At 53.7% G+C, this 25,453-nt stretch carries 31 protein-coding genes; 10 read left to right on the top strand and 21 right to left on the bottom strand.

Going from position 1 to position 25,453, the window contains the following annotated elements:
* The first annotated feature begins 20 nt into the window (after positions 1-20).
* Complete coding sequence (locus IP581_RS14145; RefSeq protein ID WP_097399516.1) at positions 21-719, top strand: phosphohydrolase; 699 nt, start codon at positions 21-23, stop codon at positions 717-719.
* A gap of 12 nt (positions 720-731) precedes the next feature.
* Positions 732-1,226, top strand: a complete 495-nt coding sequence (locus tag IP581_RS14140; protein WP_193820656.1) for a very short patch repair endonuclease — start codon at positions 732-734, stop codon at positions 1,224-1,226.
* Here IP581_RS14140 and yedA read toward each other — a convergent pair.
* The gene (gene yedA / locus IP581_RS14135; protein WP_193820655.1) at positions 1,201-2,112 is read right to left on the bottom strand and encodes a drug/metabolite exporter YedA; all 912 of its coding nucleotides are present in this window, start codon (positions 2,110-2,112) and stop codon (positions 1,201-1,203) included. The two genes, IP581_RS14140 and yedA, sit on opposite strands and share 26 nt — an antisense overlap.
* A 176-nt stretch (positions 2,113-2,288) precedes the next feature.
* Between yedA and IP581_RS14130 the strand changes: the two genes are divergently transcribed.
* The 3 genes from IP581_RS14130 (at position 2,289) to dgcQ (ending at position 5,253) form a co-directional block, all read left to right on the top strand.
* Entirely contained in the window at positions 2,289-3,200 is a 912-nt protein-coding gene (locus IP581_RS14130) for a DUF808 domain-containing protein (RefSeq protein WP_193820654.1), read from the top strand.
* Positions 3,201-3,279: 79 nt separating this feature from the next.
* Entirely contained in the window at positions 3,280-3,462 is a 183-nt protein-coding gene (locus IP581_RS14125; RefSeq protein ID WP_020454206.1) for a YodC family protein, read from the top strand.
* Between the two features lie 93 nt (positions 3,463-3,555).
* A complete protein-coding gene (dgcQ, locus tag IP581_RS14120; protein ID WP_193820653.1) occupies positions 3,556-5,253 on the top strand; it encodes a cellulose biosynthesis regulator diguanylate cyclase DgcQ in 1,698 nt (565 codons plus the stop codon).
* On the opposite strand, the gene IP581_RS14115 is transcribed toward dgcQ, so the two are convergent.
* Complete coding sequence (locus tag IP581_RS14115; RefSeq protein ID WP_193820652.1) at positions 5,217-6,047, bottom strand: mannosyl-3-phosphoglycerate phosphatase-related protein; 831 nt, start codon at positions 6,045-6,047, stop codon at positions 5,217-5,219. The genes dgcQ and IP581_RS14115 overlap by 37 nt on opposite strands.
* Before the next feature lie 222 nt (positions 6,048-6,269).
* Positions 6,270-6,500, bottom strand: a complete 231-nt coding sequence (gene yodD, locus IP581_RS14110; protein WP_017458383.1) for a YodD family peroxide/acid resistance protein — start codon at positions 6,498-6,500, stop codon at positions 6,270-6,272.
* A gap of 127 nt (positions 6,501-6,627) precedes the next feature.
* On the opposite strand from yodD, the gene dsrB reads away from it, so the two are divergent.
* On the top strand, positions 6,628-6,816 hold the full coding sequence (gene dsrB / locus IP581_RS14105) for a protein DsrB (protein WP_086873042.1): 189 nt from the start codon (positions 6,628-6,630) through the stop codon (positions 6,814-6,816).
* 42 nt (positions 6,817-6,858) lie between these two features.
* Here dsrB and rcsA read toward each other — a convergent pair whose 3' ends face one another.
* The 14 genes from rcsA to fliF all read right to left on the bottom strand — a co-directional run bounded on the left by rcsA (position 6,859) and on the right by fliF (position 18,458).
* Positions 6,859-7,482, bottom strand: coding sequence for a transcriptional regulator RcsA (rcsA, locus tag IP581_RS14100; protein WP_017458381.1), 624 nt, complete (start codon positions 7,480-7,482; stop codon positions 6,859-6,861).
* A gap of 277 nt (positions 7,483-7,759) precedes the next feature.
* The gene (gene fliR, locus IP581_RS14095; RefSeq protein ID WP_017458380.1) at positions 7,760-8,557 is read right to left on the bottom strand and encodes a flagellar biosynthetic protein FliR; all 798 of its coding nucleotides are present in this window, start codon (positions 8,555-8,557) and stop codon (positions 7,760-7,762) included.
* Between the two features lie 8 nt (positions 8,558-8,565).
* Positions 8,566-8,835: a flagellar biosynthesis protein FliQ gene (fliQ, locus tag IP581_RS14090; protein WP_017458379.1), complete on the bottom strand. Its 270-nt coding sequence runs from the start codon at positions 8,833-8,835 to the stop codon at positions 8,566-8,568.
* 9 nt (positions 8,836-8,844) lie between these two features.
* Positions 8,845-9,582 carry a flagellar type III secretion system pore protein FliP gene (fliP, locus tag IP581_RS14085; protein ID WP_017458378.1) on the bottom strand — a complete coding sequence of 246 codons (738 nt, stop codon included), beginning with the start codon at positions 9,580-9,582 and terminating at the stop codon, positions 8,845-8,847.
* Positions 9,582-9,956, bottom strand: a complete 375-nt coding sequence (gene fliO / locus IP581_RS14080; protein WP_017458377.1) for a flagellar biosynthetic protein FliO — start codon at positions 9,954-9,956, stop codon at positions 9,582-9,584. The genes fliP and fliO overlap by 1 nt, the downstream gene beginning before the upstream one ends.
* Positions 9,957-9,963: 7 nt before the next feature.
* Positions 9,964-10,380 carry a flagellar motor switch protein FliN gene (fliN, locus tag IP581_RS14075; RefSeq protein ID WP_020454200.1) on the bottom strand — a complete coding sequence of 139 codons (417 nt, stop codon included), beginning with the start codon at positions 10,378-10,380 and terminating at the stop codon, positions 9,964-9,966.
* Positions 10,377-11,381 (bottom strand): flagellar motor switch protein FliM, encoded by a 1,005-nt coding sequence (gene fliM, locus IP581_RS14070; protein WP_020454199.1) that lies wholly within the window; start codon positions 11,379-11,381, stop codon positions 10,377-10,379. The genes fliN and fliM overlap by 4 nt, the downstream gene beginning before the upstream one ends.
* 4 nt (positions 11,382-11,385) lie before the next feature.
* Positions 11,386-11,853 (bottom strand): flagellar basal body-associated protein FliL, encoded by a 468-nt coding sequence (gene fliL / locus IP581_RS14065; RefSeq protein ID WP_017458374.1) that lies wholly within the window; start codon positions 11,851-11,853, stop codon positions 11,386-11,388.
* 103 nt (positions 11,854-11,956) lie between these two features.
* The gene (gene fliK / locus IP581_RS14060) at positions 11,957-13,231 is read right to left on the bottom strand and encodes a flagellar hook length control protein FliK (protein WP_193820651.1); all 1,275 of its coding nucleotides are present in this window, start codon (positions 13,229-13,231) and stop codon (positions 11,957-11,959) included.
* On the bottom strand, positions 13,228-13,671 hold the full coding sequence (gene fliJ, locus IP581_RS14055) for a flagellar export protein FliJ (protein WP_017458372.1): 444 nt from the start codon (positions 13,669-13,671) through the stop codon (positions 13,228-13,230). Before fliJ ends, fliK begins: the two co-directional genes overlap by 4 nt.
* A gap of 19 nt (positions 13,672-13,690) precedes the next feature.
* On the bottom strand, positions 13,691-15,061 hold the full coding sequence (gene fliI, locus IP581_RS14050) for a flagellar protein export ATPase FliI (RefSeq protein WP_020454196.1): 1,371 nt from the start codon (positions 15,059-15,061) through the stop codon (positions 13,691-13,693).
* Positions 15,061-15,777, bottom strand: a complete 717-nt coding sequence (gene fliH / locus IP581_RS14045; RefSeq protein ID WP_086873040.1) for a flagellar assembly protein FliH — start codon at positions 15,775-15,777, stop codon at positions 15,061-15,063. Before fliH ends, fliI begins: the two co-directional genes overlap by 1 nt.
* Positions 15,770-16,768, bottom strand: a complete 999-nt coding sequence (gene fliG, locus IP581_RS14040) for a flagellar motor switch protein FliG (protein WP_020454194.1) — start codon at positions 16,766-16,768, stop codon at positions 15,770-15,772. The genes fliH and fliG overlap by 8 nt, the downstream gene beginning before the upstream one ends.
* Positions 16,758-18,458 (bottom strand): flagellar basal-body MS-ring/collar protein FliF, encoded by a 1,701-nt coding sequence (gene fliF, locus IP581_RS14035; protein WP_086873039.1) that lies wholly within the window; start codon positions 18,456-18,458, stop codon positions 16,758-16,760. The genes fliG and fliF overlap by 11 nt, the downstream gene beginning before the upstream one ends.
* A gap of 225 nt (positions 18,459-18,683) precedes the next feature.
* Here fliF and fliE point away from each other — a divergent pair, with 225 nt between their 5' ends.
* The 3 genes from fliE (at position 18,684) to IP581_RS14020 (ending at position 20,682) form a co-directional block, all read left to right on the top strand.
* Positions 18,684-18,995, top strand: coding sequence for a flagellar hook-basal body complex protein FliE (fliE, locus tag IP581_RS14030; RefSeq protein WP_017458367.1), 312 nt, complete (start codon positions 18,684-18,686; stop codon positions 18,993-18,995).
* A gap of 217 nt (positions 18,996-19,212) precedes the next feature.
* Positions 19,213-19,605 carry a VOC family protein gene (locus IP581_RS14025; protein WP_193820650.1) on the top strand — a complete coding sequence of 131 codons (393 nt, stop codon included), beginning with the start codon at positions 19,213-19,215 and terminating at the stop codon, positions 19,603-19,605.
* A gap of 180 nt (positions 19,606-19,785) precedes the next feature.
* Positions 19,786-20,682, top strand: coding sequence for a diguanylate cyclase (locus IP581_RS14020; protein WP_193820649.1), 897 nt, complete (start codon positions 19,786-19,788; stop codon positions 20,680-20,682).
* A gap of 145 nt (positions 20,683-20,827) precedes the next feature.
* On the opposite strand, the gene IP581_RS14015 is transcribed toward IP581_RS14020, so the two are convergent.
* The 3 genes from IP581_RS14015 to yedE form a co-directional block, all read right to left on the bottom strand.
* Complete coding sequence (locus IP581_RS14015) at positions 20,828-21,670, bottom strand: WcbI family polysaccharide biosynthesis putative acetyltransferase (protein ID WP_193820648.1); 843 nt, start codon at positions 21,668-21,670, stop codon at positions 20,828-20,830.
* An 88-nt stretch (positions 21,671-21,758) separates the two neighbouring features.
* Positions 21,759-21,989: a sulfurtransferase-like selenium metabolism protein YedF gene (yedF, locus tag IP581_RS14010; RefSeq protein WP_017458363.1), complete on the bottom strand. Its 231-nt coding sequence runs from the start codon at positions 21,987-21,989 to the stop codon at positions 21,759-21,761.
* Positions 21,986-23,194 (bottom strand): selenium metabolism membrane protein YedE/FdhT, encoded by a 1,209-nt coding sequence (gene yedE, locus IP581_RS14005; RefSeq protein ID WP_193820647.1) that lies wholly within the window; start codon positions 23,192-23,194, stop codon positions 21,986-21,988. The genes yedF and yedE overlap by 4 nt, the downstream gene beginning before the upstream one ends.
* Positions 23,195-23,386: 192 nt before the next feature.
* Between yedE and yedD the strand changes: the two genes are divergently transcribed.
* Positions 23,387-23,797 (top strand): lipoprotein YedD, encoded by a 411-nt coding sequence (gene yedD, locus IP581_RS14000; RefSeq protein WP_193820646.1) that lies wholly within the window; start codon positions 23,387-23,389, stop codon positions 23,795-23,797.
* A gap of 36 nt (positions 23,798-23,833) precedes the next feature.
* Here the strand turns inward: yedD and amyA are convergent, their stop codons facing one another.
* Positions 23,834-25,321: an alpha-amylase gene (gene amyA, locus IP581_RS13995; protein ID WP_086873033.1), complete on the bottom strand. Its 1,488-nt coding sequence runs from the start codon at positions 25,319-25,321 to the stop codon at positions 23,834-23,836.
* Between the last annotated feature and the right edge of the window lie 132 nt (positions 25,322-25,453).

Below are 25,453 nucleotides of genomic sequence, written 5' to 3'. Positions count from 1 at the left end.
GTACATCAACGGGAACAAGAATGAATGTAATCGACTGGCAGCACCGTTTTGACCAATGGATTTCTCAGCATTTTAACCACGGCGACGCCGCGCATGATGTCTCACACTTTCGCCGGGTCTGGAAAACGGCACAAACGCTCATGCAGGGCCAGCAGGTTGACGCGCTGGTGGTGCTGACCGCCTGTTATTTCCACGACATCGTGAGTTTTGCCAAAAATCACCCGCAGCGTCACCAATCCTCAGTAATGGCGGCAGAAAAAACGGCGGCTATTCTCGCAAGCGATTTTCCTGATTTCCCGCAACACGCCGTGGCTGGCGTGCGCCATGCTATTGAAGCGCACAGCTTCAGCGCGGGTATTGCGCCGCAAACGCTGGAGGCGAAAATTGTTCAGGATGCCGATCGGCTCGAATCACTGGGGGCGATTGGTCTGGCGCGCGTCTTTGCCGTTTCGGGCTCGATGGGCGCGGCCTTATTCGATGGTGAAGATCCGTTTGCCGCCAAACGCGAACTGGATGATAAAGCCTTCGCTCTCGATCATTTTCGCTGCAAGTTGCTGAAATTACCCGCCACCATGCAGACTGAACAAGGGCGTAAACTCGCCGAACACAACGCGGATTTTTTGGTGCACTTTATGGCGAAACTCAGTGCCGAACTGCAAGGTGATCACCAGCGCGTTGATGAAGCGGTGCTGCGCCGCTTCAGTTTTCATTTGACCTGAGGGAGACGCGCGATGGCGGATGTGCATGATAAAACAACGCGCAGTAAAAATATGCGCGCCATCGGCACAAAGGATACGGCGATCGAAAAGCGGCTTGCCGCGTGTCTTGTTTCACTGGAACTCAATTTTCGTGTCCAGGACGCCGCCTTGCCGGGGCGACCTGATTTTGTGCTCGACGAGTATCGCTGCGTTATCTTTACCCACGGTTGTTTCTGGCATCACCACTCCTGTTACCTGTTCAAAGTGCCTGCCACGCGCACGGATTTCTGGCTGGCGAAGATTGGCAAAAACGTGGAACGCGATGCGCGCGACACGGCGTTGTTGCTCAAACAGGGCTGGCGAGTGCTGGTGGTCTGGGAGTGTGCGCTGCGTGGACGGTTAAAACTCGGCGATGAGGCGTTATGTGAACGGCTGGAAGAGTGGATCTGCGAAGGACAACAGACTGCGCAGATCGACACTCAGGGGATTCATGCGATGGCGGTTACTTCTCTGCCTCGCAAGGCGTAACTGCCGGGCGCGCCGGAAGGAGATATTTACCCAACGTCACCAGCACCACTGCCATAATAATAATGCCCAACGCAAGCCACTCCACGGGGGAGAGATGTTCCCCGCCAAAACTTGTGCCAAGCAGCACAGCGACAACCGGATTGACATACGCATAGCTGGTGGCAACGGCAGGCGAGACGTTGCGGATCAGGTACATATAGGCGTTGATAGCGATAATGGAGCCAAACAGCGCCAGATAACCGACGGCGAAGAAACCGGAAAATGGCGGTACTGCGCTAAGGCGCTCGCCGCTTAATGCCGACGCCGCTAACAACACAATGCCTGCGGCCAGCATTTCGATTGCGCCCGCCATCATGCCGCCCGGTAGTTCAATGCGCGAGCCGTATACCGAGCCAAATGCCCAGCTTAGCGAACCGACCAGAATCAACACGGCGCCCCACGGATTACCGCTTAAATTCCCGCCGCTATTAAGTAAAACAATGCCTGCCAGACCAATGGCAATGCCAAACCACTCAAGTTTTCGTGTCTTAATGCCGAAAAAGTGACTGAAACATAAGGTAAAAAGCGGAACGGTCGCCACAACAACCGCGGCAATACCCGATGGCACATTTTGGTGTTCTGCGACGGTCACAAACCCGTTGCCCACCGCCAGCAGCAGCACGCCAATCAGCGCGGCATTAAGCATCGGGCGCAGCGGTGGCAATTTATGGCCGGTCAGTAATAAGACGCCGAACAGAAGGACGCCCGCAGATAAAAAGCGTGTACCGGCCAGCATAAACGGCGGCCAGCTTTCAACGCCAATGCGAATAACAAAGTACGTGGAACCCCAGATAATATAGAGCGCGAAAAGAGCGCCAATAAGCGGTAAAACTTGCCTGAAACGCATAACCCACCACGGCAAAAGATAAGAGGCTTATAGTAAACGTTAAAACTATCGGCCTGGCGAGTGGTTAATTGCATAAGAAGTGTTAAATTTTTGTTGACTGTAAGAGGTGATTTTCGTCCCGCGCTTTTTCCATCATACTGAGAAGCGTTACACCATAAATTCAAAAGGAAGACATTTTGGCAGGAAGTAGTTTATTAACATTACTCGATGATATTGCGACGTTGCTGGATGATATTTCAGTGATGGGTAAACTGGCGGCGAAAAAGACCGCCGGTGTGCTGGGCGACGATCTTTCGCTTAACGCACAGCAGGTCACCGGCGTGCGCGCCAATCGCGAATTGCCGGTGGTGTGGAGCGTCGCGCGTGGCTCACTGCTGAATAAAGTGATTCTCGTCCCGCTGGCGTTACTGATTAGCGCCTTTATCCCCTGGGCCATCACACCGTTGCTGATGCTCGGCGGCGCGTTTTTATGCTTTGAAGGTGTGGAAAAAGTGCTGCACACGTTTGCAGCGCGTAAACATAAAGAGAGCCCGGAGGCGCGCCAGCAGCGTCTGGAAGCGCTGGCAGCGCAAGATCCGCAGCAGTTCGAGAAAGATAAAATTAAAGGCGCGGTGCGCACTGATTTTATTCTCTCTGCCGAGATTGTCGCCATCACGCTCGGTATCGTTGCCGATGCGCCTTTGCTGAACCAGGTGCTGATCCTGTCGGGCATCGCGGTGCTGGTGACTATTGGTGTTTACGGGTTGGTGGGAATCATCGTGAAGCTCGATGATATGGGTTACTGGCTGGTAGGGAAACCGGGCGTTCTGGCGCAGGGGCTGGGGAAAGGGTTGTTATTCACCGCGCCCTGGCTGATGAAGCTCCTGTCTGTGGTCGGTACGCTGGCCATGTTCCTGGTCGGCGGCGGGATTGTGGTACATGGCATTGCGCCGTTACATCATGCTATCGAGCATTTTGCCGCGAGCCAGCCTGCACTGCTGCAGGCGCTGGTTCCCATGCTGGCCAACCTGGTGCTGGGCTTTGTGATTGGTGCCGTGGTGGTCGCGGTAATGAAAGGAGTGGAACGTTTACGTGGCGGTGAAAAATAAAATCTCGCGACAGGGATTACGCAAATTTAAGCAACTTCGTCTAAGGTGAAAAAGTTTCGCCCTGATACCGGAGGCAAGAATGGTCTTTTTGGTCAGCGATGAAGTGCAGAGTAAAAAGGGTGGTCCGCTCATGATTGTTACCGGTTATGCCAGCGGCATGGTTGAGTGCCGCTGGTATGATGGCTACGGCGTCAAACGGGAAGCCTTTCGTGAAGATGAGCTGATGCCTGGCGACAGGCGGCGCATCCACGAAGAAGCGTAACCACTAAAACGCCCGGCATTGCTGGGCGTTTTTATTGCCGGATTAAACACGAGCGGGGCGAAAGCGCACTCACAGATATCTCAGGGAGCCCGTGTGCGGCAGAATCGTGTCGTGAAACAGCCCAGGCCGTTCAAACATCTACAGCGCTATTTCGTCCCGGCTCGGGTGGTTAACCTTTGCTTTGTGATCGTCATGGTCTGTTCGACGATTTTGACCTGGCGCGAAGTGATTGTGCTACAAGGCGCGTATGTCGCCAGCCAGCGTAGCGCGCTGGAAAACGTCAGCAATGCGCTGGATATGCAGATTCAGGTCGGCGTAGACCGGTTGCTCTTTTTCCGAAATGGTATGCAGGCGGCACTGCAAAAGCCGTTGGGATTTGAAGTATTAAATTCCGTGCAGGGCGAGTTTGATCGTAAACGCGCCTTACCCTACTGGCAGATCGGGCTGGATAACAGCCGGACGCTGCCCATTTACGGCGTTTCTGACGCTTTAGTTGAGCAGAGCGGGCTGCTGCGTCGCGACGAGGAGCGGTTGCACAACGAACTCACGGCGGCAATGGAGCTTGGCTACCTGTTTCGCCTCTCCTCGGAGGCTGCCATGTTGCCGCGTCAGGCCTATTATTTCTCGCGCGCCGGTTTTTTCCTCTCCACGCGCCCCATCGAGCGTGAGCAGGACATTATTTCCACCTATTACCGCTTATTAACGCGCCCCTGGTTTAGCGGCCAGCAGCTACGGGAAAATCGTGGGCGTGGCGTTCGCTGGTTCACGCTTTTTAACAGCACGGAAAGCGACAATATCGTCGCCGCCAGTGTGCCGCTTGATTACCAGCATTACTGGTACGGCGTGCTGGTCATGAGCTTTCCGCTGAGTGCGATTAAGCCGCTACTGGTAGGTGAACAGCTCCAGCAGGATGGCGGGGAATATCAGCTTTACGATAACCATTTCCGGCTGCTGACCAGCACCCAATCGCCACAGGATGCCAGCGCCGAGTTTGACGAGGCTGACGTGGCGAAGCTGCAAGCGGAACTGACTCGCGATACCGTTGGCGGCCTGAACCTGGGCACCCGCTATGTGAGCTGGCAAAAGCTTAAACATTTTGGTGGCGTCCTGCTGCGTATTCACTCTTTGCGTGAAGGCATCTCCGGGGATTTCGGGCGTATCAGCATCGCGCTCTCGCTGCTGTGGGTGTTGTTTACCGGCATGCTGCTCTTTTCCTGGGTGGTGATCCGCAGAATGGTGACCAACTTGTATAGTATGCAACGCACGCTGCAATGGCAGGCGTGGTTCGACCCGCTGACGCGCCTTTATAATCGCGGATCGTTCTTTGAGCAGGCGAAACTGTTATCTGAAGAGGCGCGGGCGCAGGGGCGACCCTTCTCGGTCATTCAGCTGGATATTGACCATTTTAAGGGCGTCAACGATCAGTTCGGTCATCAGGCCGGCGATTTGGTGTTATCCCACGCCGCCGGGCTTATCAGCAGCTCCATCAGAGAACAGGATGTTGCCGGGCGCGTCGGCGGCGAAGAGTTCTGTATTTTATTACCAGGCAGCACGCTTGAGCAGGCGGTGCAGGTTGCCGAACACATCCGTTCGCGCATTGAAAGTAAAGAGATCCTGATCCATAAGCGCACGACATTGCGCATCACGGTTTCCCTCGGGGTCAGCGATGCGCAGGAAAGCGGCAATTACGATTTTGAATACCTGCAATCCATTGCCGATAGCCGCTTATACCTGGCAAAAAACAATGGTCGCAATCAAGTCTGTTCAGTGGATGAGATTCCAAACAGATGATCCAGGCCTTCGCGCCAGCCCGCCGCCCCCTCATGTTGCGTGTGATAAACCCTGGGCGGGCTATCCTGGCGCAGCGTTACCCCCTGGCGATTAAGGCCTTTCACCACCACGGCGTAGTCGACATTATCGAGTAACGGTGCATCGTTTGGTCCATCGCCCAGCCCAACCGTAACCGCGCGTTTGCCCTGGTAATGGCGATATTGCCGGGTCAGCCAGCTTACGGCCTGATCTTTTCCGCCGCGCTCATCGAGCACATGCCAGAATCGTGCTCCCTGCACAACACGTAACCCCAGCTGCGCCAGCGCATCATCAAAAGCAGCCATGCGTTCGTCGCTATCGCGCCAAATCAGCGTTTCAGAGGCTTCCTGCAGCTTTGCGAGGTTAGACTGCGCAGGCGTAAGGCCAGTTAACTCGGCCAGCACATGTTCATCCAGCTCTGTAAACGTCGTGAATTTCCAGCCATTGCTCTGGCGTAATTGGGTCAGCACGCGGGCGATTTCCGCATGGGGGGAACCGGTAATAATACGTGGATAGTCGTCGTGATCCTGCCAGTGTTCATCTAACTGAATCACCGCGCCGTTTTCGGCAATAAAAGGCAGGCCTTGCAGTTGCAAAAGGTTTTGTATGGCGATCATCTCTGCCGCCGTTTTGCTACTACAGAGGATCACCGGTATCTTCCGCTGGCGCAGACGCGCAAGCCACTCCGCAGCGGGTTGCCATTCGCCGGTATGGCTATCCAGCAGTGTCCCTTCTATGTCAGTAAAGATCAGTAATGGGTCGTCCAGGCTCGGCATAGTGAGCTCCTTTGGCAGTGTGAGTCGGGAGACTTTTGTCGCGCATTGTATGCAGTAGAATACAGATGTATGTGCTAATTCATTGATTTATAGATATTTCTTGTCTTGATGGTGTTTTGTCTATAAAGTTGTCCCCACATCAGATTCCCTGGTGTACGAATTTTAAGTGCTTCTTGCGAGAGCAAGTTTGTCCCGGCCGTTTCGGCGGCCGGGATGTTTTCTTCAGCGATTCGCCTCCGTAATACTGAAGTCATGCACGTCCAGTTCAAATGCTTCCGCCAGTTCCCGCCAGGTATGATATTCCCGACCATCCACGCTCACGCGCTGGCCATCTTCGTCGTCGACACGATGCACTTCGCTTTCGCTGATTTCGTTAATCGCAGCCAGCAGGGCATCGACATCGATATGCACATCCCGCTTTGCGGTCTCGCTATACTCTTTGACTGTTTTCACGCCGTCACCTCCTTCATAAATGCAGTGTTAAGTATAGTCGGTAGAAAAAATCGCCAGCTAAACGCAGGCACGCTGTCAGGGCAGCGGTTTTGTTCTACACTGGCGTAAATGCGAGAGGAGGGTACTTATGAAGGTTAACGATCGGGTTACGGTCAAAACGGACGGGGGTCCACGCCGTCCGGGAGTGGTATTGGCTGTCGAAGCGTTTAATGAAGGTACGATGTACCTGGTCTCACTGGAAGATTACCCGCTCGGGATTTGGTTCTTTAATGAAAAAGACCACCCGGACGGCGTATTTGTAGAACTTGCAGATTAATATTTCGCCCTCCAGCTGGAGGGTGAATTGATAAAAATTGCCTCAACGCATATTAACAAATATACCCGTGGTAACATTATCTGTTAGCCGCACTACATGATATATAACCTGTTTATTATGCGTTTTAATTTTCCTTTTAATATTACCCTTATGTGATGATACTGTTTTCGCTTTAATATTCATCTGATCGGAGATTTGAATCGTATCCTGCCCGGACATCCACATTTTCAACATGCTGGACTCGGTACGACTTAGTGAAAGTGTTGGTAAGTTAATGGTCCCAACGCTTTTTTTCTCTTTGTTGAGACAATCTCCCAGAATATTATCCAGCGACTCAGGCTTGATTGATTTAGAACTAATCAATAAGTTTTTGCGAACCAAAAGATATTCGTCAAAGTGGATATTGGCGATAGCCATAAACACGATAAAAAGTGTACGGGGATGCTGATTAATGACTTGCTTTATATGTTGACTGCTGCTTGGGTCATGAATAAAGCAGTCCTCATTAATAAACACCACGGTTGGCTGAAGTGTGGCGCAAGCTGATTCGAGTTCATCAACTGTCTGGATGTCGTTGATATCTCGTTTTTTAACCCCCCGGCTTGTCAGATACCCTGTTAATCCCAACCGGGTATAACTGCATAAATCCATAATAATCGTTGACATGGCATACCCTCACTCAATGCGTAACGATAATTCACCACCCGCCAGAAGCTTCAGAAGCCATACAGGAAAAACTTATATTACTGAAGTACGACGCGAAACTTCAGGCGAACCCACTATCCCGTAAAGTTAGGTATAATTTGCCAGGAATCATCTTAAAGTAAAGTAAATGTTGCGTTCTGTGAGAAGGCTAAAAACAAATAAGCCGCGCCAGATATATGGTGGGGGATGTTTTTTAAATTTAACTTTAGGAATATCCTCAGAAAGGCATTACTAAAGGTCAGGGATTACTATTCTGTGGAAGTTCGCTAACAATATCAGCTAACAGATTGAAAATCTCACTGAATAATCGCTCACAATAAGGAGCGATTAACGGCATCATTGCCGCCATCAGTAAAATCCCAACGCTTAACGTAACGGGAAAACCAATCACGAACACCGACAATTGCGGTGCCATGCGGTTCAGTAAACCAAGGGAAAGGTTAATGGTCAGCAGCAATGTGATAACCGGTAATGCCAGCATCAACCCATTGAGGAAGATCATGCCTGCTGCCCGCGTCAGCGCCAGGTAGGCATTGCTGTTTACCGGGTTACCGCCAATCGGCAACGTGTGGAAGGTATCGACCAGCATCGAAATTAACCACAAATGCCCATTGAAGGTGAGGAACAAAAGCAGCGCCAGCATATCGAGGATGCGCGCCAGCACCGGCATGTTTAAGTGGCTGGTGGGGTCGACAAAGGTGGCGAAAGAGAGGCCCATTTGCAGGCCAATCAGCTCACCGGCGGTACGAATCGTCGCAAAGGCGAACTGCATCGTAAAACCGAGCGCAACGCCAATCAGGATCTGCTGTAGCGCCAGCCACAGTGCCGCCGGGGCGAATACCGGAACATCCGGCGTTGGCGGCAGGGTGGGGGCGATGACGATGGTAATCACAATCCCCAGCCCCACTTTTATCCGCCGCGGAATACGCGATTCGCTAAGGATCGGCGCGGTCATAATTAACGCCATCACGCGCAGCAGCGGCCAGAAATACATACTGATCCAATGCAGCCACTGATCGCTGGTGACGTTCAACATAAGTCGGCTTACCCGATGATATAAGGAATGTTGTTGAACAGGGTGCGCATGTAATCAAGCAGTAAATTCAGCATCCACGGCCCGGCAACCACAATCGTGACAAACACGGCGATGATTTTCGGGATAAAGGAGAGCGTCATTTCGTTGATCTGCGTCGCCGCCTGCAAAATACTGATAACCAGGCCTGTAACCAGCGCAACCAGCAGCAGTGGGGCAGCGAGCGCGAGTGCGACTTTCATCGCCTCGGTGCCCATCATCATGACCGATTCTGGTGTCATCGCTTACTCCTAACTGTAAAAGCTCTGGGCGAGCGAGCTGACCAGTAACTGCCAGCCATCCACCAGCACAAACAGCATCAGTTTGAACGGCAGGGCAATGGTTGCGGGCGGTACCATCATCATCCCGAGCGCCATCAGGACGCTGGCGATCACCAGATCGATAATCAGGAACGGAATAAATATCGTAAAGCCAATCTGAAAGGCGGTTTTCAGCTCGCTGGTCACATAAGCGGGCAACAGAATACGCATTGATACGGCTTCCGGACCCTGAATCGGCGGGCTATTAGAGAGACGGGCAAACAGCGCCAAATCGGCTTCGCGCGTCTGGCGCAGCATAAATTCGCGCAGCGGCTGCGCGCCGCGTTCCAGCGCCACATCGACGGAGATTTTATTCTCGCTAAACGGCTGATAGGCGTCGGTATAAATCTTGTCGATCACCGGCGACATAATAAAAAAGGTCAAAAACAGCGCCAGCCCAAGCAGCACCTGGTTCGGCGGCGCAGACGGTGTTCCCAGCGCGTTTCGCAGCAGGCCGAACACAATGATGATGCGGGTGAAGCTGGTCATCATCAGCAAAATGGCGGGCAGGAAGGTAAGCGAGGTAATAAATACCAGCGTCTGCACCGGCAGCGACCAGCTCTGGCCACCACCGGCTATCGGCTGGCTAATCAAACCCGGAAGTTGTGCAAATGCCGCAGGGGCAACTAGCCATAATCCGGCCAGCGCAAAAGAGAACAAACGGCGCATCAGGATCTCCCGGAACGCTTAAGCAAATTCTTCATCACGGTCTGGAAATCCACATTTTTCACGTTCACGTCTTCACTTTCTGCGGGTGCGGGAGGAAGTTTGTGCAACAGATTGATGTTGGTGGGCGTAACGCCCAGCACCAGGCGTGCATCCTCAACATCCACAATCACCACGCGTTCACGCGGGCCAACCGTGGTGCTGGCGGTCACTTTTAAACCCCGGCCGCTGGCGGTTTTGCCGCCGAGGCCAAGGCGTTTGGCAAGCCACGCGATAATCAAAATTAACGCGATCATGCCAAACAGCGCGCCACTGACCTGCAACAGTGGCGAACCGGAAAGGGCAGACGGTTGGGAAACCGTGGCCTGTGTTTTCATGCTCGACTCAGCGGCTCAAGCGACGCATACGCTCGGAAGGGGTGATGATATCGGTGATACGTACACCGTATTTATCCGCAACGACCACCACTTCACCCTGAGCAATCAGATAACCGTTGATCAGGATATCCAGCGGTTCGCCCGCCAGCCCGTCAAGTGCCACCACGGAACCCTGCGTCAAACGCAGCAGCTCTTTAATTGTCATACGCGTACGACCCAGTTCCACGGTCAGTTTGACCGGGATATCCATAATCAGGTCGATATCCTGGAGAGTGCCGCCAACATCACCACCGCCGAGCTGCTGGAACACGGCATCGGCCGCGCTTTTCGTAGCGGGAGTGGTTTTTTGTTCGTTCAACGCGTCAGCCCACAGATCGTCCAGTGCTCCGCTGTTCTCATCGGACGGATTGTTCATATCACTCATTTGGGCTGTTCCTCATTCAGCGAATTCAAAATCGGGTTTATCAAGTGCTCTACACGTAACGCATATTGTCCGTTGACCGTACCATACTGGCTCGTTAACACCGGTACGCCGTCCACATGAGCGATAATGCGATCGGGTTTATCAATCGGCAGCACATCGCCGGGTTGGAGCTTAAGTATCTGCGACAGGCGCAGGGGAATATCCGCGAAATTGGCAATCAAATTCAGTTCAGAGTGCTGAACCTGACGCACCAGGTTGTCACGCCAGTTCTGGTCTTCACTGCGTGAGTTTTCCAGCGGCGGGTTGACCAGCATTTCGCGCAGCGGTTCTATCATGCTGAACGGCAGACAGATATTGAACTCACCCGTCAGGTTACCGATCTCAACATGGAACGGGGTATTGACGACGATATCGTTCGGCGATGTCGTAATGTTGGTAAATTTGACCTGCATTTCCGAACGCACATACTCCACGTCCAGCGGGTTAATCGCCTTCCACGCGTCGCTATAGGCTTCGAGCGCCAGCTTCAGCATGCGGTTGATGACGCGCTGTTCAGTGTGCGTAAATTCACGGCCTTCCACTTTCGTTGGAAAACGCCCGTCGCCACCGAACAAGTTATCCACGGCGATAAACACCAGGCTTGGTGAGAAAACAAACAAGCCGGTGCCACGCAGGGGTTTCAGGTGAATCAAGTTCAGGTTGGTCGGAACGGGTAAGTTACGCGCAAACTCGTGATAGGGCTGGATGCGGATCGCGCCGACGGTGATATCCGGGCTACGACGCAGCAGGTTAAACAACCCCATACGGAACTGACGCGCAAAACGCTCGTTGATGATCTCCAGCGCTTGCAGACGCTCACGCACCACGCGGCGCTGGGTATTGGGATCATAGGGGCGAATATCACTATCGCCACCCATACCCGGTTGCGGATCATCACTCTTATCGCTGTCTCCGTTGAGCAGCGCATCGATTTCGGCCTGAGAAAGAATGCTATCGCCCATGTCTTTACCGCAAAATGAAAGCTGTATAAAGAACGTCAGTGACTTCCTGCTTCGGCTGTCCTGGCACTAATGGCGTTGCGATCGTCTCTTTAATCGCGGTAGCAAGGTTCTGCTTGCCTTCGTTGGTTGCAAGCTGTGCTGCGTCCTGACGTGAGAACAACATCAACAAGCGGCTACGCACTTCTGGCAGGTATTCGCTCAGTCTGGCGCGCGTCGCGTCATCTTTCAGACGCAGTGTGATACCGACATACAACACGCGGTCAGCATCGCCCAGATTCACGGTAAAGGTGTCAAGAGCGAAGAAAACCGGCGCTGGCGGAGGAGGCGCTTCAACTTTTGCGTTAGCCGCAGGTTTCTGTTGCATACGCCAGTAACTATAGCCAGCGGTGGCGCAAGCTGCGAGTGTGATTAACACCAGCAGCGGGATCCAGATAGAGCGCTTACGTTTTTTGTTAATAGCGGAGTCAGTCATCTGTTACGGGCTTCCTGTTAGTACTGCTTATGAGCTGATTATCCCGTGTCCTGCTCCCGTCAAAGGGTGGAAAAGACGGGGATAATCATGCTACCTCTGGCGTTTAGGCAAAGATGTCGACTGCGCCGTTACCACGAGCCGCAGATTGCAGGCTCGCCGGGGCGACTAACGCGTCGCCATCATCCGTGCCAAACAGATCGCCTGAGCCCGAACGTGAAGCCTGTTGCTGCTGTTGCGAGGCCTGCTGTTGCTGCTGCTGACCGGCAAAAGACTCACTGCTGATATTGCTCTGACCCAACTGAATACCGCTTTCTGCAAGCGACGTACGCAGCATCGGCAGCGCCGCTTCCAGTGCCTGGCGAACATGGCTGTGCGCCGACACCATCTGCAACTGCGCCTGGTTATCTTCGAGCTTAATGGAGATCTGCACCTGGCCCAGATCTTCCGGATGCAGACGCAGCTCCGCGCTCTGCTGACCCTGACGGGTAAAGAGCGTGACATGCTGGCTGATATTCTGCTGCCACTCATGGCTACCCAGCGGAGCGCTGACAACCGGTGCGGCGACAGGCGTGCTGGCCTGCGCGGCGCTGGCGGTGGTGGTCACCGGCGCGATGCTGGCGGTGGTATTGGTGGTTTGCAGCGCATTGTCATTATCTTTCTTCACCGCCGCAGACGAGGAGGCGAGCACCGCCGTCTGCTGGGCATCATCCGCTACATGGAACGGTGTGGTGCCGGCAGCGCTGTCGTTTTTCGTACTGCCGCGCGGTAAATCGGTATCTGCCGTCAGTGAACTGGTGTTCAGTGCGCGGTTCGCTGCTTTGGCGACATCAACGCCGCTGCTGGCGCTTACCGGTTGTGCGCTGGCGGTGTTCAACTGCGCGGCTTGTTGATGCGGCAGCATCGCCATCAGCGCGCTTAACCCAGCCAGCTCTTCATCACTTAAATCGGTTTTGTTTTCGCTGTCACCAGCTTTGGCCGTTTTGCTTAACGCGGCCAGCACATCGGTTTTCGCCGCAGGTGTGAGGCCAGAAAACAGTTTTTGCACGTCAGCGTCGCTTGCTGCCGATGTCATCACATCGCTTTTCGCGCTCTGGCGCGCCAGCAGTTCCGCCAGTTTTTGCGCCGGCGTTTGTGCCTGCGTCTCTTCGCCGGTTGCTGCGGTTGCCACCAGGTTGCCTTTTGCCAGCTTGCCGCTCAGGGCTGCGGCTTGCAGATCGGCAAGCGTGATGGGCGCATCGCTCTCCTGTCCCTGGCCGCCGGTCATTGCACCCGTCAGCAGAGCGAGGAAATCTTGTGCAGAATCGCCGCCGCTTTTGCCGGCTTGCACACCGGTGGTGGCATCGGATTCTGTCATTAACAGTTTTGACAAGTTGATCATTCTATTTTCCTCAGGGACGCGCGCTGTGCAAATTCATCCATTTTTTTCTGATCGAGACGGTTTTCCGCCAGTAACGCCGCGGCGCTTTGTCGGTCCTGCAAAGTTTGCCAGGCTTGTAAACGTTGTTTCTTTTCACGCCAGCTACCCAGGGCACTATCGACTTTTTCATTCCACTGCGCTAACTGCTGACGGTGCTGCTCAATCGCTTTTTCCAGCGTCTGAATAAACTGCTGATAATTCTGCCAGCGTTGGTTATCAATCCCCTGGCTCATATTGTTATTCAGACTGCTGCGATACTCATGCTGATATTCAATCAGCATTTTTAATTGCTCTTCCGCTTGCTGGCAGCCGCGACGCATTTCGCCCAGTTTCAGGGCGGCGTCGTCAACTTCTTTCTCTGCCAAATCCTTTAGCGTCGTTAATGCGCTGTTTTGCGTCATAAGTCAGCTCTCCACTACCTTAGACTGTCGGGAAGATCAGCTCTAATGCCTGCATTGAATCTTCCCACCCGGCACGTTCAAAAATGCCCTGCTGCAGGAAGGCTTCCAGGTGTGGCCACAATGCGATGGCTTTATCCAGCATTGGGTCGCTACCGCGCGCATATGCGCCAACGCTCACCAGATCGCGGTTACGTTGGAAGCTCGACAGCAACTGTTTAAAGTTCCGGACTCTGGCGTAATGTTGTTCCGTAATTAACGCTGTCATCGCACGGCTGATAGAGGCTTCAATGTCAATCGCCGGGTAGTGACCAGCTTCCGCCAGGCGGCGAGACAAGACAATGTGCCCATCAAGAATGGCTCGTGCGGAGTCAGCGATCGGATCTTGCTGGTCATCCCCTTCGGTCAGAACGGTATAAAACGCGGTGATCGAGCCGCCGCCGTGAATACCGTTCCCCGCGCGTTCCACCAGCGCCGGTAATTTGGCGAAGACAGAAGGGGGATAACCTTTCGTCGCTGGCGGTTCGCCAATTGCCAGCGCGATTTCACGCTGCGCCATGGCATAACGCGTCAGGGAGTCCATGATCAGAAGCACATGCTGACCGCGGTCGCGGAAATCTTCAGCAATGCGCGTCGCGTACGCAGCGCCCTGCATACGCAATAAAGGAGAAACGTCTGCCGGGGCGGCAATCACCACCGAGCGTGCGCGGCCTTCAGCGCCAAGGATGTTCTCGATAAAATCTTTTACTTCGCGGCCACGTTCACCAATCAGCCCCACGACGATAACGTCGGCCTGGGTATAACGGGCCATCATGCCTAACAACACGCTTTTACCGACGCCGGAACCGGCGAACAGGCCCATACGCTGACCACGTCCGACGGTCAGCAGCGCGTTAATGGCGCGAACGCCGGTATCGAGCACATGCTCAATCGGCGTACGTTGTAAAGGGTTAAACGGCTGGGTGACCAGCGCGCCGGTCTCACCGGTTTCCGGTGCCGGCAGGCCGTCGAGCGGCTTGCCGCCGCCATCCAGCACGCGGCCAAGCAGGGCAGGGCCGAGCGGCAGTTGTTTACCGCTTTGCAAACCATCACCTAACACGCTGCGGGCATAGACGCGCGCGCCAGGCAAAATACCTTCGACTTCTTCCAGCGGCATTAAAAACAGGCGCTGGCCGTTGAAGCCAACCACTTCACATTCGACTTCGCGCGTTTCGACACCGTCCTGACGCTCAATAATGCAGGTCGCGCCCAGCGGCAGTTGCAGGCCGGTTGCTTCCAGCACCAGACCTGTCGCGCGGGTCAGCCGACCATAACGGCGTACAGCGGGCAGCTGCGCCATTTTGACTTCAAAGTTATCCAGCGTCGTGAGCCAGCGGGTCAAACGTGCGGTCATTAAACTACTCCCGGCGCCGCCAGACGGCACAGTTCCTGCCAGCGTGTTGCTACGCTGGCGTCAAGATCGCCTTCATCGGCGGAAACCTTGCACCCGCCCGGATGCAGGGTCGGGTCACCACGCAAACGCCAGCCGTGCAGGCTGAGGGTTGCGCCAAGCATCTCTTCCACGCGTTGCAAGTCGTCCGGATGCACGCGTAACTGCGGTTTCCCGCTGAACAGCGGCTCCTGCTGAATTAAATGCTGGATCTGCTTAATCAGCGCGCTGTTATCAACAACCGGCACCTGGCCTAACACCTGGCGCGCGGCTTCCAGCGCCATCTGCATCAGACGCGAGGCGATAACGCTGTCCAGCGCATCCAGCGTGTACTGGAATTCGCTGACCAGCTGCTGCATACGCGCATGGATCGGCGCCTGTTGCTGGCGTGCCTGATTGAGACCATCTTCGCGCCCCTGCGCCAGCCCTTCCTGATAGCCGACGTCGTGACCGGCTTTGCGGCCTTCCGCCAGACCGGCGTTATACCCGGCGTCGTGCGCCTGCATCTGGATCTGCGCCAGCTGCTGTTGCAGCTTCTGCTCCTGGGATATCTCGTCTTCTTCGCCGTCCGCTTCATCGGCTGACGAAGACTCTTTCGTCAGCAGGGGAGCGAACTCGGCAGCCAGCGGCAGTGCCAAATCGTCCGGCTTCCAGACTTTCCACGGCAATTCATTAGACATAGGTATCCTCGCCGCTGCCAATTACCATCTCGCCGGTCTCCGCCAGACGGCGAACGATGAGCAGGATGGCTTTCTGTTCGTTTTCCACCTGAGACAGACGCACCGGCCCACGGTTGGCCAGGTCGTCGCGCAGGATATCTGCCGCACGCTGCGACATGTTGCGCAGGAATTTCTCGCGCAGTGGCTGCTCGGCGCCTTTGAGGGCAACCAGCAGGGATTCGGAATCCACTTCCTGCAGCAGGCGCTGGATGCTGCGGTCGTCCACATCCACCAGGTTTTCGAACAGGAACATCTCGTCGATAATTTTCTGCGCCAGTTCGCCGTCGAACTCGCGAACGGCGGTAATAACGGCTTCTTCCTGCTGCGTTTTCATCAGGTTGATGATTTCCGCCGCGGTTCTCACGCCGCCCATTTTGCTGCGTTTGAGGTTCTGGCCGTCGAGCAGGTTGTTCAGCACTTCGGTCAGTTCCGCCAGCGCGGCAGGCTGTACGCCGCCGAATGTGGCAATACGCAGCATCACATCGTGGCGCATACGCTCGTCAAACAGCGCAAGGATATCCGCCGCCTGAGAACGTTTGAGGTGCACAAGGATAGTGGCGATGATCTGCGGGTGTTCGTCGCGGATAAGGTCGGCGGCGCTCTGCGGCTCCATAAAGTTGAGCGTTTCGATGCCGCTGGTGGTATCGCGCGTTTCGAGAATATCTTCCAGCAGGCTGGAAGCACGCTCTTCGCCGAGGGCTTTCACCAGCACCGAACGCAGGTAATCGTTGGCGTTGATGTTCAGCGCCGCGAATTGTTCCGCTTCGTTCTCGAACTCCTGCAACACGTCCATCAGTTGTTTGTTGGAGATCTGACGTACGCTGGCCATCGCGGTACTCAAGTGCTGGACTTCGCGGGCGGAGAGGTGTTTGAACACCTCAGCCGCGCGATCTTCGCCAATGGTCATCAGCAGGATGACGCTTTTGTCCGTTCCGGAAAGATTATTGCTCATGTTCGTTACTCATCCACTGGCGAATGACCAGCGCCACGACGCGCGGATCGTTATCTGACATTTCGCGAATACGCTGGCTCATTACCTCGGCGCTCAGGCGCTGGTTAGAGCGACGTTGCTGGTTCTGCTCGTCTTTGCTGAGGCGCACTTCCACCGATTCTTCGATTTCTGCTTTGGCCTGTTGCGCTTCCTGCAGGGCTTTCGCCTCTTCCTGGCGGCGTACCAGCTGCGGACGAACCGCTTTACGCCACAGCAGCCACGCCACGATGAGAACCAGCAACCAGCGACCTGCGGACATCAGCTGTTCGATAAACGACTGCTGCTGCCAGAACGGGAGCTGACCACCGAGATCGTCCGTTGCGTTGAACGGCGAGTTGACGACGTTCAGGGTGTCACCGCGTTTCTCGGTGTAACCCATCGCTTCGCGAGTCAAATCTTCAATCTGTTTAATCTGGTCGGCTGTCAGCGCGGCGGTTTTGCCACCCGGCAGCGAACGATAGTTGACCACCACCGCCACAGAGAGGCGCTCGATATCGCCAACATTCATTTTGGTGTGGCGGATCGTACGGTCGACTTCGTAGTTATTGGTTTCGTTATGCGTGGTGTTACGCGGCCCGGTGGTGGTGCTTGCCGTGCTCGTGCCTTGCTGACCCTGCGCATTTTGATTCTGCTGGCCGTTCTGCTGATTGGCAGGCGGCGTGGTGATCGGCGCGCTATTCGCCGGGGCAGGCTGGTTCGACAACGCACCCGGAACGCCGCCAGGATACTGGCCGCCAATCTGCTCGCTGCTGTTTACCTGACGTGAACGCAGCACAGCCTGTGACGGATCGCCGCCGTTTGGCGTGTATTGCTCTTCCGTCTGCTCTTTATTCGAAAAGTCGAGTTTCGCCGTTACCTGCGCGTGAACGTTGCCGTTACCCACGATAGGCCCAAGGATCGCTTCGATACGACGCTGGATACGGCCTTCAACGTCGGCGGTGTATTTCAGTTGTGCATCATTCAGGTCACGACCGGCAACGCCGGATTGGGTCAGCAGACGACCGCTCTGATCAACAACGGTAACGTTGCCCGGCGGCAAACCTGCCACCGCGCTGGAAACGAGGTGTACGACGGCGCTGATCTGGCCGTCATCCAGCGCGCGTCCCGGCTGTAAATTCACCGTGACGGACGCGGAAGGAGCTTTCTGCTCGCGCACGAACAGCGACGGTTTTGGCATCGCGAGGTGAACGCGCGCGCCTTTTACCGGACCGAGTGCTTCGATGGTGCGCGCCAGTTCGCCTTCCAGCGCACGCTGGTAGTTCACTTGTTCGCTGAACTGGCTGATACCAAATTTTTCCTGATCCAGCAGTTCAAAACCGACAGCGCCGCCTTTCGGCAGACCCTGTTGAGCCAGTTTCAGGCGCAGTTCCTGGACTTTATCGGCGGGAACTTCAATAGCACCGCTACCGTCAGCAAAGCGGTAGGGGACGTTCATCTGCGTCAATTGGGTGACGATAGCGCCGCCGTCCTGATCGGACAGGTTGCTATAAAGCGTGCGGTAGTCCGGGCTTTTCGCCCACAGTACCATAGCAACAACAATGGCAACCGCTGCTGCAGCGGCCACCATTAAAGGAATTTTGGGGTTCGCGCGTAAGCGGTTAAGCCACTCAAGAGATTTATTCTGCGGTGCAGTTGTTGCAGTCGCACTCATTGCGCACCTCGTAACTCTGGGTGGATGTTGTTATTTGAGTTGAGAAACAAAACAGACTCCCGGGTCGGCAAACTCGACAAATGTCCATTAACTGGCAGTGTCATTATTTGATGAATCCGAATTTTCTATGCCTCAAATAACCTGGTTTTTTATCGCTATTTACCGCCATTATCCCATTGACAAGCTGTTAACCTTGTCAGGTATCAAACCATCCGGGGATTTACCATGGCTATACAGGGCATTGAAAGCGTCGTCAGTCAGCTGCAGGCAACTGCCGGGATTGCGCGTAATCAGAGCGTGGAGAGTGAACCGTCTATCAGCTTCGCCGGGCAACTGCATGCTGCGCTGGATCGCATTAGCGACACGCAAAACGCAGCGCGTACCCAGGCGGAAAAATTTACACTCGGTGAGCCGGGCGTAGCGCTGAACGACGTGATGACCGATTTGCAGAAATCATCGATCTCGTTGCAAATGGGTATTCAGGTACGTAACAAACTGGTTTCTGCATACCAGGACATTATGAATATGCAGGTGTAGTGAGCCTGACTCACGCATAACCACGAATAACGGGAAGATAACCACCTCGCTGGCGGTTATTTTCCCCTTCTTTTGTGTGTCGCGCGCTTTTTCAACCACTCCTTTTCCACTTCGTTACCACCTTGCATGGGCACAGACGATCACATCGACCATTGCCGTTGCGGGTAAAGTCATTTTTACCGTTTTCCACTGACGATACCCGAAGGACAGATTGCGAATGTTTGCTCATATGAGAATCGCCCGGCCCGTAACCGACCTTGAACTGAGCTGCCGCATGTATTGCGATGCGCTTGAACTGCGCAAAATTGCCGATTTCACCGATCACGAGGGATTCAGCGGCGTGATGCTGGGGCATCGCGCTGTGCCCTGGCATCTTGAATTTACCCTTTGTCACCACCATCCGGTTACACCTGCCGCGACGGCTGAGGATTTGCTGGTGCTCTATTACCCGGATGCTGATGAATGGGCTGTGCGCTGTGAAGCCATGCGCAAAGCCGGTTTTACAGAAGTCGTTTCGTTTAACCCTTACTGGGATATTTCAGGCAAGAGCTGGCAGGATCATGACGGCTACCGCGTGGTGCTGCAAAACAGTGCATGGGTAACAGACTGAATGCGATGAGTTTTATGCTGGGGCATTTTCCGCGCTTAAAATTAGTGCGCGCGCGGGCCCCGCTTCGTAAATATTCCTTGTGACGAAATATCTGATTATTGCGTGCTCTTTATTATATTGACATAAATATACACTTTTTTTTTACACTGTAGCGCCTGTAACGCAGCGGTGAGGAATATCATGTATCGGAGTACGGAACAAATTGATAATATTCTTTTTGATCTTAATAAGGCAGTTGACGCGCATTATGATTGGTTAATCAATATGTTTGCCTGTGTGGTCAATAATAATATTGAGCAGTCGGAAAGTATTAATGTGAACTCGCACCACCTGTGCCATTTCGGTCGCTGGCTGGACGGGCATCAATCCATGGATCAGGAGGAGTCCAACTGCCTGCAGGCAATTGAGGCAACACATACAAAAATGCATCACTGCGGTCGTGAATTGATGTGGGTGATTAGGGATAAAAAAACAAATACGGATAAGTTTTCAGAATTTAAGCATCGTCTTACGTTATTTTCTGCAGCGGTAACTGCTTATAAAATATATTTATTAAAGATGCGCAGTAGCGTTGATATATTAACAGGCTTGCCAGGCCGCAGAATGCTGGATGAAAGATTTGAACAGCAATTGAAAGACGTATCCGATCAGAATATGTATATGCTGCTGCTTGATATCGATCGTTTTAAAAATGTGAATGATACCTACGGGCATCTTGTCGGCGATGCTGTTTTACGTGAACTGGCGCAGCAACTGCGCGATCGGATCCGTGAGGGGGACACCGCCTACCGCTACGGCGGTGAAGAGTTCATTATTATTTTATACGCGCCTTCGGATAGAGAGGCGTGCCAGGCCGCGCTGCGCCTGTGTAAATCGGTTGCAGCGACAACCATTCACTGTGACGATAAAGCGCTTAACATTACGGTGACCATCGGTGTGACGCAGGCGTGGGCGGGCGAGTCTATTGGCGTCGTCGTGAAAAGAGCCGATGCGGCGATGTACCGGGGAAAACAGACCGGGCGCAATCGCTGTATGTTGATGGATGAAGGCGGTGAGATTCACCTTATTACCAGCTAATACTCCGTTATCGCAGGTTGATTTGTTTTATGTCGCGCTCATTGTTATCAAGGGTTCTGTTATCAACAGACGGGTGACGTTATTTTTAGGCATAATAAAAAAGCCCTTCAAAGGGCTTTTTTAACGCAGGAAAACAGCGGATGAATTACAAATTCTGGTAGCGGTCTTCAAGGCTAATATAGTAAGAGGAGTTGACCAGCGCTTGTTTAAGGGCATGCCGGTTTTGACTGTCAAAGAAGGCATAATTAATTTTACCGGCCAGAGTCAGGCCTGTCGGGCGCATCATATGATACGCGTTGTCACCTGAGCCAATTTTCGGTGCAACATAATTTTTAAGCAGGTCATTACCCTGCAGATCAAAACTCTCGTTAATACCCAGTGATTTGTGATAAATCACCTGTAATAACAAACTCAGATTATAGTTATCCGGGTGGCTTACCGTTGAGTAGCAATCCGGATTCGCGGAAAGCGTACGGAAATACTCTTCAGAATAATCGAAGTAAAGCTTACCTTGTTGAAATAAGGTGCGGTATTTCAGCGCATCTTCTTTAAGCATAGTGGTCTGTTTTTCACTGGAAAAACGCACAGAATGGTACGCTTCCACCACGTTTTGAATACCCACATTAGTGAGATAAAGATGCAGCATGCGGTAATCGACGTAGACCATAAAATCAGGGATTTTATCTTTATAGTACCCGAGCTGCGGGGTTGAAATGCGGGATTCCATGGTCGGCAGCATGGTGATATCGAAGAATTGACTTAAGGCCGCTGTTGAAAACGGTCCCCATTTTTCCGCATGATGCTGCATAAAAATGAAATCACACTGTTCTAATTCGTGATAGAAGTTAATGAAGTCATTATTTTCGTTAAGTTTATAAATAGGCATATTGAAAATGCCGTCGAACTTACCTTCATGCAGCCCGCTGACGTTCATTATCAAATTTCCCAGAACTTCAAGTTGGCAATTACCAATTAATGCTAATTTCATTTTATAAACGCCCCCAGGCTTATGCATTCCGTTGTAATTACAGCGCCTAATTTTATCGTTAGCCTGGGGGAGGAGTACAGGTAAAACCTTATTTTTGTATCAAATACCGGATCGTCGGCCCATCCTGCTGAATATCCAGTACGGTATAGCCGTGATTACGCGCATCCAGAGGGATATTGTTAATGGATTGCGGGCAGTCGCTTACCACTTCCAGAATCTCGCCTTTTTTTAACTGCGGCAGCGCTTCCAGTGTCGCAACGGCCGGGTACGGGCAGGGCTCACCGCTCATATCAAGACGGTAATCAGGCACAATGTTCATGCTGTCTCCTTAACGGAAGTGATTGTGCTGGCGCGGCGGAAGAAGCGTTTTTCCCAGCCGACGACAAACAAGAAAGCGGCCAGCAACAAAAGATAAGTGACCAGCAGGCCACCCAGCGGACCGAAGGTATTCAACAGGTTGATTTTGTCCCAGCTGGTAGCCAGCGCAGGGGATAAATCATCCCAGTAGTAGGCAAGGATCGTTGAACCAATCACGTTACCAAGCCCAACCCACCAGTAGTGTACCTGGCCTTCTACCGCGCGGTACATCCAGCCCGTTTCACAACCGCCGGCCAGGACAATACCAAAGCCGAACAGCAACCCGCCGATTACCGCATTCGGACCCGCCCACATAATTTTGGCTTCCATGCCCAACTGGACATAGCTGAAGATGCCAATAGCGCTGGCGGCCATACCGAAAATAATCGCTTTCGCCATCATCGTGCGTCCGGTGATCCACATATCGCGGAAGGCCGAGGTAAAACAGATTTGCGCACGTTCAATAAGCAGACCGAAACCGACACCAAACAGCATCGCCAGGCCTAATTTTGGCTGGTTCATCGCCGTCAGCAGCGCCCAGGCCACCATGCCGGCGAACACCAGCATGCCGATGCGAAAACGACGTTTTGCCTGCGCAGGTTTTTGCGTCAGCGGCGAGGCGGCGGAGACTTTTTGCATTTTGACCGGGATACGAAACAGCGGCAGCAACGTAAAGCGTGCGCCAAACCACGAGCCAATGGCGGTGGCAATAGCAAAAAACCACGCGTGTAGCGAGAACTGCGGAATACCGGTAAAGAAGGCGGCGAGGTTACAGCCCATCGCCAGACGCGCGCCAAAACCGGCAATCATCCCGCCGACAATCGCCTGCATGATGCGGATACGGCTGTGTGGTAAACGTAGCTTGACGTTGTTCGCCCATAGCGCGGCGGCGAAACAGCCGCCGAACATGCCGATGATCATCATGCCATCAATACGGGTGAGCGGCGTGCCGTCCAGGTGGATCAATTTGAAGTAGCCCCACTCTTCGGTATGCACGCCGGCCAGTTGCAATAACTGGCCTCCCCAGCGGGTAAATTCGCCAGTGACCGCCCAGAACGTGCCGGTGATACCAAAATAGTAGGTGGAGAGGATGCCCGCAGCGATAACCGCCGGGACAGGTGACCAGAACTTTATCAAAAAGCGGTCTTTGAACTGTTGCCATGACATAGAAATGAGCCTCTGAACTCAGAAGGAACGGGTAATGCAAAAGAACCCGGATAATACACGGGTGAGATGACAAGCTAACGTAAAAAAGGCGAAAAACCTGGTACAGATCAAACTTGCAGGCGGTGGGGGAAAGGGTGGCGATGATAATGCTTTAATGCCACAATATTTTTTTCTTCGCGAGCAGGATAACTAATGAAAAAGCGAGTGATTATTGGCGCGGCGATGCTGCTGAGCGGTTGCGTTCAGGTGGATAATTACGATGCGGTGGTGAAACAGCCCGCACCGGCAGGGCTGGCGGGTTACTGGCAGTCTTCCGGGCCGCAAAGCAGCCTGGTGAGCCCGGAAGCCATCGCCAGCCTTATCGTGACAAAAGAGGGAGATACGCTTGATTGCCGCCAGTGGCAGCGCGTGATCGCCGTTCCGGGCAAGCTGATGCGTAATGGCGACAAGCTGTATAACGTGACGCAAAAACGCGACATTTACCGCCTTGAGCGCGAAGGCAATACGCTGGAGTTTGACGGTCTGACATTGCAACGGGTGGAAAAACCCACGGTTGAATGCCAGGACGCGTTAACAAAAGCCGGGCTGAAGATCCCGCACTAAATAGTACGCCGGGTCGGCATGTTACCCGGCGCATTTTTATCCCGCATCCTCAATGACCCACACGCTGACGCTACCGCCATGGCAGGTGAATGTTCCCTCACCGTGTTCGTCGGTGGTGATGGTTTCCTCGCGGTTACCGAGAAAATCCCGCCACACTTTACTGGCGTAATTCTCCCCCAGCATTAGCTGCTTTTCTCCCTCATCGCCATTGGACATCACCACCACGCAGCCCGGCTCACATTCGGTGCCGCTGCGGCTAAAGGCAATACAGTTAGGGTGATCAAACCACAGCGTTTGCACGCCGTGGGCGAAACGCTGACGGGCGAGAATTAACCGATCGAGATGTGCAATGACAGGCATATCGACATGGTAGGTTTCGCCATCGCCGCCGGTGTCGTCGTAGCTTGCGCCAAACAGATCCGGGTAAAACACCGACGGCACGCCATTTTCGCGCAGCAGGATCAGCGCATAGGCCAGCGGTTTAAACCAGGCTTCGACCGGGGCTTCCAGAGCTTGCAGGGGTTGCGTGTCGTGGTTGGCAACCAGCGTGACGGCGTGAAACGGATCGGCTTCCACCAGGGTTCCGTCGAAGATCTGGCGCATATCGTAATCGCGTCCCTGTTGCGAGGCTTCATGAAATTTCATGTGCAGCGGCGCGTCAAAGAGCATCGTCTTGCCCTCAACCTGGCCGATATACTGCTGCAGCTTTTCCACTTCATGGGACCAGTATTCAGCAACGATAAACAGCGGTCCGGGCGCGACTTCCTGCACATGCTCGATCCACTCTTTATAGAACCAGGCCGGAATGTGTTTCACTGCGTCCAGACGAAAACCGTCGCAGTGGGTCTGTTCCATTACCCAGCGCGCCCAGTATTTAATCTCTTCCGTCACCGCATGGTTACGAAAATCGATATTGGCGCCCATCAGGTAGTCGAAGTTGCCCAGCTCATCGTCAACCTGGTCGTTCCAGCCGTCGCCGCTATAGTCATTAACGATTTTAAAGACGCCGTATTCGCCCGGATTTTCGATATGATCGACGCCGCTAAAACATTTGTAATCCCAGATAAATCGCGAATATTTCCCGGCGCGGGCAGGGAAGGTGAAGCGCGTCCAGGCTTCGCATTCAACAATCTCGTCGTCAATTTGCGTACGATCCTGTTGATTGACCCGGTTTACTCGTACCGCTTCTTTTTCATCGGCGCCCATTTTGTGGTTTACCACCACATCCAGCAGCACGGCGATATCGTTCGCCTGCAGGGCGTCAATGGCGGCGAGCAGTTGCGCTTTATCGCCATATTTAGTGGCGACGCTGCCTTTCTGATCAAACTCACCTAAATCGAATAAATCGTAGCTGTCATAACCCACCGATTGGCCGCCTGCGGCACCTTTGTACGCCGGGGGAAGCCAGACCATATTGATCCCCATGTCATTGAGCGCACCTGCGCGCGCGCGAAGTTCCGGCCAGAGTGCGCCGCCATCAGGGGAGTACCAGTGAAACGTTTGCAACAGGGTGGGGTTTTTCATCTTCCATGCTCCAGAATGAGACGTTGGAAGTATGGCTGAGATTTGAGAAACAACGAGCCGCTACGCACATATTGGCGGTGGAGTCTGTATTGGGAGAGAAAAACGGAATGCGTGGTGAAGGCGAAAACCGTA

Origin of the sequence: Kosakonia pseudosacchari (assembly GCF_015167415.1) — a bacterium.
Taxonomy (GTDB): domain Bacteria; phylum Pseudomonadota; class Gammaproteobacteria; order Enterobacterales; family Enterobacteriaceae; genus Kosakonia; species Kosakonia pseudosacchari.
This window is presented reverse-complemented; position numbering and strand designations above follow the sequence as displayed.

Excerpts from the sequence above, each read along its gene's own strand:
- IP581_RS14145 (WP_097399516.1), top strand. The coding sequence starts at position 21 with ATGAATGTAATCGACTGGCAGCACCGTTTTGACCAATGGATTTCTCAG.
- IP581_RS14140 (WP_193820656.1), top strand. The coding sequence starts at position 732 with ATGGCGGATGTGCATGATAAAACAACGCGCAGTAAAAATATGCGCGCC.
- yedA (WP_193820655.1), bottom strand. The coding sequence starts at position 2,112 with ATGCGTTTCAGGCAAGTTTTACCGCTTATTGGCGCTCTTTTCGCGCTC.
- IP581_RS14125 (WP_020454206.1), top strand. The coding sequence starts at position 3,280 with ATGGTCTTTTTGGTCAGCGATGAAGTGCAGAGTAAAAAGGGTGGTCCG.
- IP581_RS14115 (WP_193820652.1), bottom strand. The coding sequence starts at position 6,047 with ATGCCGAGCCTGGACGACCCATTACTGATCTTTACTGACATAGAAGGG.
- dsrB (WP_086873042.1), top strand. The coding sequence starts at position 6,628 with ATGAAGGTTAACGATCGGGTTACGGTCAAAACGGACGGGGGTCCACGC.
- rcsA (WP_017458381.1), bottom strand. The coding sequence starts at position 7,482 with ATGTCAACGATTATTATGGATTTATGCAGTTATACCCGGTTGGGATTA.
- fliR (WP_017458380.1), bottom strand. The coding sequence starts at position 8,557 with ATGTTGAACGTCACCAGCGATCAGTGGCTGCATTGGATCAGTATGTAT.
- fliQ (WP_017458379.1), bottom strand. The coding sequence starts at position 8,835 with ATGACACCAGAATCGGTCATGATGATGGGCACCGAGGCGATGAAAGTC.
- fliP (WP_017458378.1), bottom strand. The coding sequence starts at position 9,582 with ATGCGCCGTTTGTTCTCTTTTGCGCTGGCCGGATTATGGCTAGTTGCC.
- fliO (WP_017458377.1), bottom strand. The coding sequence starts at position 9,956 with ATGAAAACACAGGCCACGGTTTCCCAACCGTCTGCCCTTTCCGGTTCG.
- fliN (WP_020454200.1), bottom strand. The coding sequence starts at position 10,380 with ATGAGTGATATGAACAATCCGTCCGATGAGAACAGCGGAGCACTGGAC.
- fliM (WP_020454199.1), bottom strand. The coding sequence starts at position 11,381 with ATGGGCGATAGCATTCTTTCTCAGGCCGAAATCGATGCGCTGCTCAAC.
- fliL (WP_017458374.1), bottom strand. The coding sequence starts at position 11,853 with ATGACTGACTCCGCTATTAACAAAAAACGTAAGCGCTCTATCTGGATC.
- fliK (WP_193820651.1), bottom strand. The coding sequence starts at position 13,231 with ATGATCAACTTGTCAAAACTGTTAATGACAGAATCCGATGCCACCACC.
- fliJ (WP_017458372.1), bottom strand. The coding sequence starts at position 13,671 with ATGACGCAAAACAGCGCATTAACGACGCTAAAGGATTTGGCAGAGAAA.
- fliI (WP_020454196.1), bottom strand. The coding sequence starts at position 15,061 with ATGACCGCACGTTTGACCCGCTGGCTCACGACGCTGGATAACTTTGAA.
- fliH (WP_086873040.1), bottom strand. The coding sequence starts at position 15,777 with ATGTCTAATGAATTGCCGTGGAAAGTCTGGAAGCCGGACGATTTGGCA.
- fliG (WP_020454194.1), bottom strand. The coding sequence starts at position 16,768 with ATGAGCAATAATCTTTCCGGAACGGACAAAAGCGTCATCCTGCTGATG.
- fliF (WP_086873039.1), bottom strand. The coding sequence starts at position 18,458 with ATGAGTGCGACTGCAACAACTGCACCGCAGAATAAATCTCTTGAGTGG.
- fliE (WP_017458367.1), top strand. The coding sequence starts at position 18,684 with ATGGCTATACAGGGCATTGAAAGCGTCGTCAGTCAGCTGCAGGCAACT.
- IP581_RS14025 (WP_193820650.1), top strand. The coding sequence starts at position 19,213 with ATGTTTGCTCATATGAGAATCGCCCGGCCCGTAACCGACCTTGAACTG.
- IP581_RS14020 (WP_193820649.1), top strand. The coding sequence starts at position 19,786 with ATGTATCGGAGTACGGAACAAATTGATAATATTCTTTTTGATCTTAAT.
- IP581_RS14015 (WP_193820648.1), bottom strand. The coding sequence starts at position 21,670 with ATGAAATTAGCATTAATTGGTAATTGCCAACTTGAAGTTCTGGGAAAT.
- yedF (WP_017458363.1), bottom strand. The coding sequence starts at position 21,989 with ATGAACATTGTGCCTGATTACCGTCTTGATATGAGCGGTGAGCCCTGC.
- yedE (WP_193820647.1), bottom strand. The coding sequence starts at position 23,194 with ATGTCATGGCAACAGTTCAAAGACCGCTTTTTGATAAAGTTCTGGTCA.
- yedD (WP_193820646.1), top strand. The coding sequence starts at position 23,387 with ATGAAAAAGCGAGTGATTATTGGCGCGGCGATGCTGCTGAGCGGTTGC.
- amyA (WP_086873033.1), bottom strand. The coding sequence starts at position 25,321 with ATGAAAAACCCCACCCTGTTGCAAACGTTTCACTGGTACTCCCCTGAT.